Source organism: Pseudolactococcus raffinolactis NBRC 100932 (assembly GCF_001591765.1).
GTDB classification, from domain to species: Bacteria; Bacillota; Bacilli; order Lactobacillales; family Streptococcaceae; genus Pseudolactococcus; species Pseudolactococcus raffinolactis.
Genome location: NZ_BCVN01000046.1, coordinates 1 through 11244 on the forward strand (window position 1 = coordinate 1; position 11244 = coordinate 11244).

The window sequence follows — 11244 nt, forward strand, 5'->3', positions numbered from 1 at the left end:
TTTAAATGAAAACATTAATTCCACTGAGTTATAAAATATTAACTTATCATTAGTTTTTTTCGATAACTTGAGATATAATGGAGTCTGTAAACCATGGTAAAAATCCAAATCAAACAATATATGAATGGCTTAATTCTTTAAACTTAATTTCAGATATTATTATAATTCATGTAACTTTATAAACTCACATATTATAGACAAGGAGACAGTTAAATTATGAAAAACATTCTATTAGATAAAGAATCCCAATATATTTTAAAAATGACCAAGCTACTCAGTGCTGCCCCAAATCATGAACTATCATTAAGTGATTTAGAAATGGAACTTGGTCTCGCCAAACAGACAATAAAAAGTTATTTCAAAAAATTACTAAATTATTGTCAAGAACAAGGGCTAACAACTTTTTCTGTTGAATCAAATCACTTTAAGATGACACCTGATACCGCTTTTAATATTTTCAAACTTCGCCATTACCTCATTCAAAAGTCAGTTAAGTTTCACATCATGTTCCGAATTTTCACAGATACCTCTACAACCTTTACCAATCTACATCAGGAATTAGGCATTAGCCGTAGCAAATGTTCCGTTCACATTAAAGAATTAAATGACTATTTAGCTGACTATGATTGTCACATTAATTTCATACAAAAAAATCCACTGCTTGGCGAAGAACATCAAATCAGATTTGTTTTCCATAACCTTTTTTGGGGATTGGATTTAAATGATATTATCGAAAAAACATCTAGTCTTGAAGCAGTTAGTAGCCTGTTACTTGACTTTGTTCCCACACTCGACTACTCTACGTTTTTAAGAATCAAGCTTAACTTCTATATCTTCCAGATTAATACACGACACGGTTTTTTTCTGGCACCAGAGGAAGATGTGTTTTCAACACCCGATTCACCCTATGTTACCTATGACAACTTTTTCGATAAAATCGAAGCGATTGGTTTCTTAGATATCTGTCCAGACCTGGAAACTAAACAGCGTGAGTGTCGATATCTCTATTTCCTATTTTGCCGTGCAAATTTAATCATGTTAGAAACTTGGAAAAATACTGATTTACGAGTCAAACACTTACATGCTCCTGAAATAGATGACATTATTATGCAGTTTCAAAGCAAAATCAATTTTAATTTATCAGTATCAGAGTTGAACTATTTACACTATAACCTCATATTGATGAATCAAGAAGCATCGATTTTTAAAGGAATAAACAGAATCTTTGATCTCGAAGAAGTAACCAATGAAGTTCATCATACTGAAGCTAATACTTATACATTCATCAACGACTTCATTCTAAATTATCGTGATCAAAATGTTGAATTCAAAGCTTTAATTCAACATTTTCCAAACTTATTTCGCCATTATCTCATACTCTTAAAAAATATTCTCAGACAACACAAACAGCCACTTAAAATATTGGTCGAAACGATCTCAACACCAATCCATCGAGAAATGCTGATTTCACAAGTTCGAGATGTTTCCCCAGTCCCCATTATCATTTCTACCTTTAATCAACTCAATGGAGAACAACCAGATGCCATTATCTCAAACTGGATGCCTGAAAACAAATATAATGATGTTCCATTCTTCTCAACATCACTATTCTTCTCCGACTGGAAGATAACGAATCTTAATCACTTTCTAAATCAAATTGCAGATCGAAAAAATAATTTTAGTTTAACTAATGATTTCGTTGATTAAAAGGGGGTATAAATCATAAAAAATCACTCTGATAATAAATCAGAGTGATTTTTTAAGTCCATTCGTCTCATAATTCTCGTATTATTTCTCTATAAGTGGCGCAGTTCTCGTCTTCATATAATTCTCTAACCATGCCATACTTGCTTTTTTATGAACAGTTTTTCCTGCAAATCGATTAGCTATAAAAACAGTAGGCTCTATTTTGTCTGTCGCCACAACAAAAGAAAAATTATCTATGTTTGTTGCACAACCATAGTCACCATTTTTATCAATCGCAACAACCGACAAATCTCCTGCTATTCCTTTACGTTTGATAAGTCGCGCTTCCAATTCATTAACCGCTTGCTCACAGGCTTCTTGTGGTGACAGGCCTTCTCGCATTGAGCGGACAATTTCATAAGAGATACAGCCTTTCATCAAGTCCTCACCAAGACCCGTTGCACTTGCTGCACCAACTTCGCTATCCGCATAAAAACCTCCACCCGCAATAGGGGAATCGCCAACTCTACCCGCACGTTTCATGAATAAACCGCTTGTTGACGTCCCTGAGACAATGCGGCCTGTCATGTCAACACCAACAACCCCAACTGTATCGTGTCCACGATAAGGAACAATACCTGACTCACTACCTTGACTATTCTCTTTTAGTCTATTTTTATAATGAGTCATCGCCCGATCTGTCAGCATATTTTTACGCTCAAAGCCCATTTTCTGGGCATATTTTGCCGCACCTTCTGCCACTAAAACATTATTGAGCTTCTCGGTTGAAAGCGCCCGTGCAATCGAAACCGGATTAGCAAAGTCTTGGATCCCTGCAACCGCACCAATATCTAAATTATCACCATCCATGAAACCTGCATCCAGTTCAACAATCATTTCTTCATTGGGCAGACCACCGTAGCCAACTGATTTATAAAAAGGAAAGTCTTCTACTTTTTTAATAGTTGCTTCAATATTATCGGCAATCGTGCCATTTTTTGCTAGATCTTTAGCAGCATTACTAATACCTTCAAATGCCATTGCCCATGTAGCGATGATACCATATGTCATTATTTGCCTTCTTTCTTAATCTGTCCTTGTATTGTTGCCACTGGCTGACAAGCATAACTTATAAATAGCTAACGCATAGATGATCAAATTTGTTTTTAAATCTGCTTCTACAAAATACTCATTTTCTTTATGTGCGATACCTTTTTGTCCAGGAAATGATGGACCAAAAGCAACTGTATTCGGCATATATCTAGCATAAGTCGCACCTGTCGTTGTCACTGGTTTGGCATCCAATCCCGTTACGCTACCATAGATATCGATCAATAACTTGATATAGGGATTATCTATCGGGAAATTAGTCCCTTTCAAAGCACGTGTCACAGTCACTTGAGAATTTTGAGGAAGATGCTCCTTAATCGTGCTGATAATCATGTCCTGTGTCACTGAAATTGGATATCTGATGGCTAACTCTAGCAACAGATTCTGATTATCTATCTTTTCAATCAAGACAGGTGTTACAATCAATTTTCCCGATGCCTCGTCTGAATAACCAATCCCTAATTTCTCACCATAATGTTCCTCTGATAGATGATCGTCAAGCCATAAAAAATAAGTCTTTAAGGCGCCAGATGGGAGAATCTCGCTAAGCTCATGTGCTAATTTGGTAATACTATTCTTACCCATTTCTGGCGCGTTGGATGGACTAGATTTCCCTAAAGCAGTTATCTTTTGTTCATCGAAAATCACACTGAGCTCACTCGGAACGATACTTCTTGACATCTGGACACGAAAGTCTCCTAATTTAACGGTTGCTGCATCCTCTATTGTCGTTTTGATCGCCAAATTAACAATGCCACGTTCACCATAAACAACCGGATATTTACAATCTGGTGTAAAGCCAAAAATGGGCGGCACTTCTTTTTCTAAATAGAGCGGCATGTCATGGCTACCCATTTCTTCATTGGAGCCAAATAGAATCCGTATGGGGATTTTAGGCTGAATCCCTAAATCTTTGATCAGTTTTAAGCCAAACAAACAGCTCATAATCGGACCCTTATTATCCAAAATACCTCTAGCATAAAGCACACCGTTACGTCGACTTAAGGCAAATGGCGGACTATCCCAATTTGGTTCATCCGCTGGGACAACGTCTAAGTGACCAATGATCCCAAGATACTTTTGGTCTGCGCGACTTTCCCCAAACTGAGCATAACCGACTGCTTGATTCACCAGCTTGGTTTCAAAACCATAGCCTTTCGCAATCTCAAGCGCTTGTAGAACTGCTGCTTTAGGTTCTCGACCAAAAGGGCAATTTGCTTCAGCGATACCTTGCACGCTAGGAATACGGATAACTTGGGCTAAATCATTCAAGAAATCTTCCCAGTTCTCCTCGACAAGTGCTTTGATTTTTGTTTCCATAAGACACCTCTAATGTTGACTTCTAACCAATGTATTTGAAAAGACATATTCATCACTACGATAATAGGAGATATCGTGCATAATTGGCACACCCGTTACTGAAAAAACATTAGATGTCGCACGAAACATCGGTTGACCAACTGGTAACTCAAAAGCAATGCTCATCATTTTATCAATTAAAACGGCTTCAATTTCTTGGTGTGAATAGGCGATCTCTATTTTTTGTTCGATCAACTCAAAAATAGAATTTTCAAACGCAGCCTCTTTTAAATTTTCGGGTAAAAATTTTTCCCTAATATAAAGGTCCTCAACCGTCATCGGTAAATCATCTAAATACCTGATGCGATTCACATTGATGATGACTTCATTTTCCTTAGCTTCAAGTTCTGCCCATAATTCATCGTCATAATCAATCTGAGAAACACCGATCACCTCAGTTCGCGGTGTTTTACCTTTAGCCTTGGCTACTTCATTAAAGCCTTGTAGACCAGACGCACCACTTGCGAGTTTTTGGCGGTTCATGACATAAGTCCCTGTATTTTGATGTTTGACAAGTACTTTTTTCTCAATTAAGAGGTTGATGGCTTTTCTGACGGTCAGTCTGCTCACATTAAATTCTTGGGCCAGTTCTGCTTCCGATGGTAATTTTTGTGCGGTGACATAAATCCCATTTTTGACCTTACACTCAATTTCTTTGGCGACTTGTTTATAAATCGAAATTCCTTTTTTATTTTCCATCTGGTGCCTCTTTTCTTTCTATCCCCATTGACTGGTACTACGATTGGTTTCGATGCCCTTGGTAATGCTCATAAAAGCCAATTGATCGACTTTTTTGACCACACTAGAAATCACATTCAGCTCATGACTGGTAACGACGAGAAGTAATATATCTTGCGACTCATGATAATAGCCTCCTTGTGCATGATTGATCACGGTAATGCCACTTTGATGGTTGTCTTGAATCCGTCGTAACATCTCATTAGCGTGCTTGGTCACAATTAAAAGCTGAACTTTTCTCTCTTTCGTGTTAACAAAATCCACGACTTTACCATTGATAAATACCGTAATCGCTGAATAGAGCGCATAACGCCAACCAAAAACAAAGCCTGCGATAAATTCAATCGCGAGATTAAAGGCTGTAAAAATCGTGCCAATACTTCGCGTCGTTACTTTTCTAACGAGAATACCGATGATATCCAAACCACCTGTTGAAAAATCACTATTTAAAGTGATCCCAACACCTAGACCATGGATGACGCCACCAAATACAGTACAAATGACAGGATCGTTAGTCAGCGCCATGACAGGGATAAGCTTCATAAATACTGATGTCAGGAACACAGCGATGATCGTAAAAATGGTAAACTTCCGGTCAATTTTAAACCAAGCTATGACCAGTAGCGGGACATTTATCAATAAGACTAAAGTCGCTAAATCAAGCATAGGCAAATGAAACTTCCCTGATAGGGCAACGACTAATTGTGCAAATCCCGTTACACCATTGGCATAGATCCCACCTGGTACCCAAAACAAATTCACCGAAACGGCAGACAGAAATGCGTACGATGCTGCGATGACTAGTTTTTTGAGATGGTCCTTTAAACTTGCCATTTTATCACTTCCTAACAGCGCTACCAGAAAGCGCTTTCAAACTACCCATTAAAATAATTTATCTTTTAACACATTTATTGTAACACGTATATACATTTTTGTATATACTATTTTTAAATTTATTTTTAAGTAAGATATGGTATAATCAAGATAATCGAAAAGACAGATTGGAGAACTTATTTTGTTAATCAGAGAATTTTGTGCTGAAAACTTTACCGATATCCCACGCGCTGTTGCTGCTGGTGCTGAACGCATTGAGCTCTGTGACAACCTCGCAGTTGGCGGCACAACCCCAAGCTATGGTGTCATCAAAGAAACCGCCGACTACCTCAAAGATACCAAAACAACCTTTGCCAGCATGATCCGCCCACGCGGTGGCAACTTCGTCTATAATTCCATCGAACTTCGCATCATGGAGTCTGACATTTTGAAAGCCGTTGAAGCTGGCACAAGCGAGCTGGTATTCGGTGCTCTAACAGATGACAATAGTTTAGACCTTGAAGCCTTGGAAACCTTGATGATCGCAAGTCAGGGCCTCCCTGTGACCTTTCACATGGCCTTTGACGAGATTCCGACAGACCTACAAAAATCTGCCCTAGACGAACTCGTCACACTCGGTTTTGACAAAATCCTCATGCACGGTGATAGCCTTGACAAGCCTGTTAACACTAGCAAAATCGCTGAACTCGTCAGCTATGCAGCTGGCCGCATCCAAATTTTAGCAGGTGGTGGCGTCACTTCTGCCAACGCTGAAACAGTTTCAGCTGAGACTGGTAGTTCTTATGTGCATGGCACAAAAATTGTGACGCTTTAAACATCAAAAATCCCTCAGATTTCAACTTGAAGTCTGAGGGATTTTTCTGTTCTAGCAGTTCAACGGCTTAAAAGTTTTTAACCAAATGTTTTTCTGAAATGGCTTTGACTTTTTCAACACGGCGAATATATTTTTCTTCTGGTAAAAAGTCTGTTGTCATCCAAGTGCGAACAATCTCAAGTGCGAGTGCTGAGCCGATGATTTTACCGCCTAAACATAAGACATTACTATCTGTATGCTCACGCGCCAATTTCGCACAGAAAGGATCTTGACACACAACAGCGTCAAGACCATAGATACGGTTAGCGATCAATGCTGAACCATAGCCCACACCATCGACGAAAATGCCCCGAACCTTTTCCTGGCTCACTTTAAGTGCAGCTGGATAAACGAAATCTGACAAATCAACCGCAGTTGTGCCATAAGGCCCCATATCATCAACCTCATGTCCCATTGTTTCTAGTAACGCTTTAATTTCTGCTTTTAACTCGACCCCTGCGTGATCACTTGCCATAATAATTTTCATTTTTTCGTTCGTTTACTCGACTTTCTTTAAGTATCTATTTAATCTTCAATGCGATAAACATCGCGATCTTTTGTTTCTTGGATATTGCGGTAATTGCTCCGCAATTTATCTTGTAATAAATCTTTTTCAGCTGGTGAAATTTTGATTGGCTCTTCTAAAATCAGCCAAGTAATCGTTTGGTTCAATGGTGGTGTCGTCATTGATCCCTTGTAAGTCCAGAAGGTTTGATTTTTGGGTAACAATTTATTGATATCAAAGTCAACCAACTTATGAGGCGCATCTAACAAAGTCAAGATACTGTCATCTGTACAATCTTCATCGACATCAGCAAAAACAGCCAAAACCAATTGGTTAATATCAACACTCTCAAAAGCAAAATGAATCTCTGCTGCGTGTCTTTTACCATTGACCAAATGTTCAGCACCATCATGAAAATGGAAACGGTTAAGCATATATTCATGCCCACGCCATTGCAAATCACCATCCGCATAGATCTGAATCCCGATTGGCGTATCTTTCACAATGACTTCTTGGTCACTTGGAAGATTAATTTGTAAAGAGGTATCCACCTCTGCAAGTAACTGATCCGTCTGCACATCGATTGGAGACTGAGGGATCAAAGTATTATTAGCAAGCGCCCATTTCTCTTGGTGCCTGTAGTCAAGATGTTTCATCATGGCAACTCCTTTAATGATGAGCGGGGAATCCGCGAAAAATTTAGGGAAGTTGCTATGTACAACGTGGCTTGGCGATTCATCGCTTAGCCGTTGGACTGGCAACTCCTTTAATGATGAGCGGGGAACCCGCGAAGAATTCGTAAAAAACTATATTGAGATAGAATAGGATGGAAAAGCCAACTTCTTAAAAAATATGAAATATTAAACTAATCTCGAACTCTATCTCATCTATCATACCATATTTTTAGTCAATTCTTTATCGCAAACATCCCTGAAATTACAATTTCATCCTCCTATCACTCAAACAAAAAATAGCAAAAACTTGCTATTCCTTACTTCAATTTATATTTAGGATAAAGTACACCTAGAAAAACAGCAATTGGGATAAAGATAACTGCCAGTAATTTGTCCTGAAAAACCAATAAACTCACACCTAGCTCAACTAGACAGATAAGAAGCGTCAAACCTCTAATCAACTTGCCCGCTGCCAAATTTTTCGCACTTGTTGGAAGTGGATAAAGCTGAGTCAGAATTTGATAATCTTGAGATTGGCGAAGCGGCAGCAATTGAAAAACTAACAAGTAGTCAAAAATTAGCGCTATCACCAAGGCAAAAACATCTGACTGAATAAAAATCAGCGATAATACCGCAAGTCCAAGCAATCGTAGCATGAGCATGAAATAATCACCACTGCGCAAAAAGGTTCTGACAAAAAGATAGTCATAAACCATTTTTGATTTAGGCAGTAAAACATCCAAATATTTACGACGTTTCGCCTGCTGTTGTAAGCCTCTGACATCTGTAAACTGGCTGAATACCTTAAGAATAGCATTCTGCCGATTCTTTTCGTAATTGATCAAATCCTGCCACTGGATCAAACCGTCTTGCATAAAAGTCCGAGCTTTCTTCAAAAGTAGCCCATATTTAATAGCGATTAAGACAAGCGCCCAGACAAGTGTTACGACTAGCGAAATATGGATAAGTGGACTGATGAGCATCGTCATCAAAACAATCAAAACTGCAGGCAGGATTAAAGATCCCTTGACCGCATTTATTAGATGAGTCTGAACCGCTTTCTCCTTTGCCAATAAAAAGAGCTGGTCTGGCTTTTCGACAAATGTTGCTAACCGTCCAAATAAGAGAATCAAAAGGGATATTAAGACAGCAATGACATAGCCTGGCCACCAATGTTCCGGTAATTTTTTTAGGAAATCCGCGTATTGGTAGGCCAGAAAACCGATTAAAAACATGAGGACGAGGACAAAGTGATCATTGAACACATAGCCGAGGTATTTGAGATTTTGGGCGCGCCAGTGGGCACGTCGCTTGGCAAACAAACCAAAAATATCTTTAGCCATGTGCCTGCCAACTTTCATCTGTCAAGGCGACATAAATTTCATCTAAACTAGCTTCTGGTAAGTTAAACTTAGCACGTAAAGCAGCTAAATCACCATCTGCGATAACTTGACCTTCATGTAAAACGATAAATTTATCACAAAATTTCTCTGCTGTTGACAAGATATGGGTTGACATCAAGATAGACGCTCCCGTTTTCTTCATCTCTATCATGAGGTCAATTAAGTCATTGATGGCAAGTGGATCAAGACCTAAAAACGGTTCATCAATAATATAAAGAGAAGGTTCAGTCAAAAAAGCGCAGATAATCATCACTTTTTGCTTCATCCCCTTAGAAAAATTCGCTGGAAACCAGTCCAATTTATCTGAAAGTCGAAAGGTTTTTAGCATTTTTTCAGCACGCGCCAATGCAACATCAGGTGCAACATCATAGGCCAAGGCTGTAACCTCAATATGTTCACGTAAGGTTAGCTCTTCATATAAGGATGGTTGCTCTGGAATGAACCCGATTTTCTTTCGATAGCTTTCTGCATCTTGGGTAATACTCAAACCATCCAGCAAAATCTGTCCTTGATAAGGTGTCAGTAGCCCAATAATTTCCTGAATTGTCGTCGACTTTCCGGCTCCGTTTAAGCCAATCAAACCGACAAGTTCACCGTCATTGACCGTAAAGTCTACATCTTTCAGAACGGTCGTCCCAAAATAACCACCCGTTAAATTTTCAATTTTTAATGTCATATACGCTCTCTATACTCTTTTTTACATAAAATGCTATAATATAATTATAGCAAAATCCAGAAAAGAAACGGTGAAATTCATGACAGATTGCATTTTTTGTAAAATTATCTCTGGGGACATCCCCTCTTATCAAGTTTATGAAGACGATGATGTCCTTGCCTTTCTTGATATCACACAAACGACCAAAGGCCATACTTTAGTAGTCCCCAAAAAACATATTCGAAATGTTTTAGAAATGTCTGCTGAAGATGCCGCAACTTTGTTTTCAAAAATTCCTCATATCGCTTCACACATCACACAAAGACTGAGTGCGAGCGGCATGAATATCCTTCAAAATAATGAAATGATTGCAGGTCAGACTGTTTTTCATGCCCATGTTCACCTGATTCCACGTTATAGCAAAGACGATGGCTTCAAGGCTAGCTTCACAGAACACGACCTTGACTTGAAAGCACTTCAAGACACTTTGACCACTCTTTAACACTTTAAAAATGTTACAGAACGTCTAACTTAATGGAATATGACTTCGAGTAGACGTAAGTTCGTGAATCCCCCCCCCCGCTTGGAGGGTACTTAATTGGAGAGCAAGTTTCAAGATTTCAGGAAATGAAATCGCAGAAAGGAGAACTGATATGAGCATTATTGATTATTTTAAAGACTTAAAAGCAATCGGCAGTGACTTGATTTCAGAAACAGCTGAGTCCAAAAAGCATTTAGATACCGTCAAATTCGAATTAGGTTATGCACAATTTGTAATGGATGATATCAAAAAGGACATCAAGGAATATCAATTCCAAGCACAACCGCGAATCGATGCAATCAATACCCTCTCAACTAAAATTCAAAACGAGCTCTCAAAGTAATGAGTGCTCGTTTTTTTCTATGTACTTAAAGCTTTATCTGAAACTATTAATGGTGATGATGGCTATAAACCTTGACTAAAAATGATCACGAGCAAACTTGCGTCCCCAGAATCCCCCGAACAATTCAGCAATTACCATAGCACCAACAAAAATTAACAACATGCCTGTATTCTGAATATAGTGAAACGTATCATCAGAAAACCAAAGAATTAAAATAACAATAAGCAAACAAACATTTGATGCAACCATTTCTTTTATTTTCTGATCTTTGATTAACACAAAGGTTAAAAATAGCATCCCAACAAACATAGTATAGTCACCAACAGCCATCATTCCAAGGAACTGAAACGCATATAAAATAGCAAAAGCTATAGACATGTACCACCCAACAAATTTTAGCATAATATAACATCCCCTCATTGCTAATAATATCAAAATTCTAGTTTTAGGTCAAATGATATCACAAAAAATAACAAAAACGATTTATTATCCACACAATCTATCCACATTGTCAAGAAATCATAACTGAATGTCACGAGTCAT

General features: G+C 38.3%; 13 protein-coding genes. 4 read left to right on the plus strand and 9 right to left on the minus strand.

What is annotated here, in order from left to right; all coding sequences use genetic code 11:
• The first annotated feature begins 216 nt into the window (after nucleotides 1-216).
• Nucleotides 217-1707 (plus strand): helix-turn-helix domain-containing protein, encoded by a 1491-nt coding sequence (locus LRA01S_RS09550; RefSeq protein WP_061775391.1) that lies wholly within the window; start codon nucleotides 217-219, stop codon nucleotides 1705-1707.
• An 81-nt stretch (nucleotides 1708-1788) separates the two neighbouring features.
• Here LRA01S_RS09550 and LRA01S_RS09555 read toward each other — a convergent pair whose 3' ends face one another.
• From LRA01S_RS09555 to LRA01S_RS09570, 4 genes are read right to left on the minus strand one after another with little or no spacing between them, the layout of a single operon-like run.
• A complete protein-coding gene (locus LRA01S_RS09555; protein WP_061775392.1) occupies nucleotides 1789-2757 on the minus strand; it encodes a glycosylasparaginase in 969 nt (322 codons plus the stop codon).
• Nucleotides 2758-2772: 15 nt separating this feature from the next.
• On the minus strand, nucleotides 2773-4116 hold the full coding sequence (locus LRA01S_RS09560) for a Sapep family Mn(2+)-dependent dipeptidase (protein WP_061775393.1): 1344 nt from the start codon (nucleotides 4114-4116) through the stop codon (nucleotides 2773-2775).
• 9 nt (nucleotides 4117-4125) lie between these two features.
• Nucleotides 4126-4854, minus strand: coding sequence for a GntR family transcriptional regulator, LSA1692 subfamily (locus LRA01S_RS09565; RefSeq protein WP_061775394.1), 729 nt, complete (start codon nucleotides 4852-4854; stop codon nucleotides 4126-4128).
• 18 nt (nucleotides 4855-4872) lie between these two features.
• A complete protein-coding gene (locus tag LRA01S_RS09570; protein ID WP_061775395.1) occupies nucleotides 4873-5727 on the minus strand; it encodes a YitT family protein in 855 nt (284 codons plus the stop codon).
• Nucleotides 5728-5908: 181 nt separating this feature from the next.
• Here LRA01S_RS09570 and LRA01S_RS09575 point away from each other — a divergent pair, with 181 nt between their 5' ends.
• Complete coding sequence (locus LRA01S_RS09575; RefSeq protein WP_061775396.1) at nucleotides 5909-6541, plus strand: copper homeostasis protein CutC; 633 nt, start codon at nucleotides 5909-5911, stop codon at nucleotides 6539-6541.
• Nucleotides 6542-6608: 67 nt separating this feature from the next.
• Here the strand turns inward: LRA01S_RS09575 and LRA01S_RS09580 are convergent, their stop codons facing one another.
• The 4 genes from LRA01S_RS09580 to LRA01S_RS09595 form a co-directional block, all read right to left on the minus strand.
• Entirely contained in the window at nucleotides 6609-7067 is a 459-nt protein-coding gene (locus LRA01S_RS09580; RefSeq protein WP_061775397.1) for an RpiB/LacA/LacB family sugar-phosphate isomerase, read from the minus strand.
• A gap of 38 nt (nucleotides 7068-7105) precedes the next feature.
• The gene (locus tag LRA01S_RS09585) at nucleotides 7106-7744 is read right to left on the minus strand and encodes a carbonic anhydrase family protein (RefSeq protein ID WP_082785446.1); all 639 of its coding nucleotides are present in this window, start codon (nucleotides 7742-7744) and stop codon (nucleotides 7106-7108) included.
• A gap of 332 nt (nucleotides 7745-8076) precedes the next feature.
• Nucleotides 8077-9102 carry an ABC transporter permease gene (locus tag LRA01S_RS09590; protein ID WP_061775399.1) on the minus strand — a complete coding sequence of 342 codons (1026 nt, stop codon included), beginning with the start codon at nucleotides 9100-9102 and terminating at the stop codon, nucleotides 8077-8079.
• The gene (locus LRA01S_RS09595; RefSeq protein WP_061775400.1) at nucleotides 9095-9838 is read right to left on the minus strand and encodes an ABC transporter ATP-binding protein; all 744 of its coding nucleotides are present in this window, start codon (nucleotides 9836-9838) and stop codon (nucleotides 9095-9097) included. Before LRA01S_RS09595 ends, LRA01S_RS09590 begins: the two co-directional genes overlap by 8 nt.
• Nucleotides 9839-9917: 79 nt before the next feature.
• Here LRA01S_RS09595 and LRA01S_RS09600 point away from each other — a divergent pair, with 79 nt between their 5' ends.
• Both LRA01S_RS09600 and LRA01S_RS09605 read left to right on the plus strand, forming a co-directional pair.
• Nucleotides 9918-10319 (plus strand): HIT family protein, encoded by a 402-nt coding sequence (locus LRA01S_RS09600; protein ID WP_061775403.1) that lies wholly within the window; start codon nucleotides 9918-9920, stop codon nucleotides 10317-10319.
• A gap of 151 nt (nucleotides 10320-10470) precedes the next feature.
• Nucleotides 10471-10701, plus strand: coding sequence for a hypothetical protein (locus LRA01S_RS09605; protein WP_061775401.1), 231 nt, complete (start codon nucleotides 10471-10473; stop codon nucleotides 10699-10701).
• A 75-nt stretch (nucleotides 10702-10776) separates the two neighbouring features.
• Here the strand turns inward: LRA01S_RS09605 and LRA01S_RS09610 are convergent, their stop codons facing one another.
• On the minus strand, nucleotides 10777-11103 hold the full coding sequence (locus tag LRA01S_RS09610) for a hypothetical protein (protein WP_061775402.1): 327 nt from the start codon (nucleotides 11101-11103) through the stop codon (nucleotides 10777-10779).
• Nucleotides 11104-11244: the final 141 nt, after the last annotated feature.

What these genes read in the sequence shown, in the direction of transcription:
- LRA01S_RS09555 (WP_061775392.1), bottom strand. Translation starts at nt 2,757, where the DNA reads ATGACATATGGTATCATCGCTACATGGGCAATGGCATTTGAAGGTATT.
- LRA01S_RS09550 (WP_061775391.1), top strand. Translation starts at nt 217, where the DNA reads ATGAAAAACATTCTATTAGATAAAGAATCCCAATATATTTTAAAAATG.
- LRA01S_RS09595 (WP_061775400.1), bottom strand. Translation starts at nt 9,838, where the DNA reads ATGACATTAAAAATTGAAAATTTAACGGGTGGTTATTTTGGGACGACC.
- LRA01S_RS09585 (WP_082785446.1), bottom strand. Translation starts at nt 7,744, where the DNA reads ATGATGAAACATCTTGACTACAGGCACCAAGAGAAATGGGCGCTTGCT.
- LRA01S_RS09580 (WP_061775397.1), bottom strand. Translation starts at nt 7,067, where the DNA reads ATGAAAATTATTATGGCAAGTGATCACGCAGGGGTCGAGTTAAAAGCA.
- LRA01S_RS09605 (WP_061775401.1), top strand. Translation starts at nt 10,471, where the DNA reads ATGAGCATTATTGATTATTTTAAAGACTTAAAAGCAATCGGCAGTGAC.
- LRA01S_RS09560 (WP_061775393.1), bottom strand. Translation starts at nt 4,116, where the DNA reads ATGGAAACAAAAATCAAAGCACTTGTCGAGGAGAACTGGGAAGATTTC.
- LRA01S_RS09610 (WP_061775402.1), bottom strand. Translation starts at nt 11,103, where the DNA reads ATGCTAAAATTTGTTGGGTGGTACATGTCTATAGCTTTTGCTATTTTA.
- LRA01S_RS09590 (WP_061775399.1), bottom strand. Translation starts at nt 9,102, where the DNA reads ATGGCTAAAGATATTTTTGGTTTGTTTGCCAAGCGACGTGCCCACTGG.
- LRA01S_RS09600 (WP_061775403.1), top strand. Translation starts at nt 9,918, where the DNA reads ATGACAGATTGCATTTTTTGTAAAATTATCTCTGGGGACATCCCCTCT.
- LRA01S_RS09565 (WP_061775394.1), bottom strand. Translation starts at nt 4,854, where the DNA reads ATGGAAAATAAAAAAGGAATTTCGATTTATAAACAAGTCGCCAAAGAA.
- LRA01S_RS09570 (WP_061775395.1), bottom strand. Translation starts at nt 5,727, where the DNA reads ATGGCAAGTTTAAAGGACCATCTCAAAAAACTAGTCATCGCAGCATCG.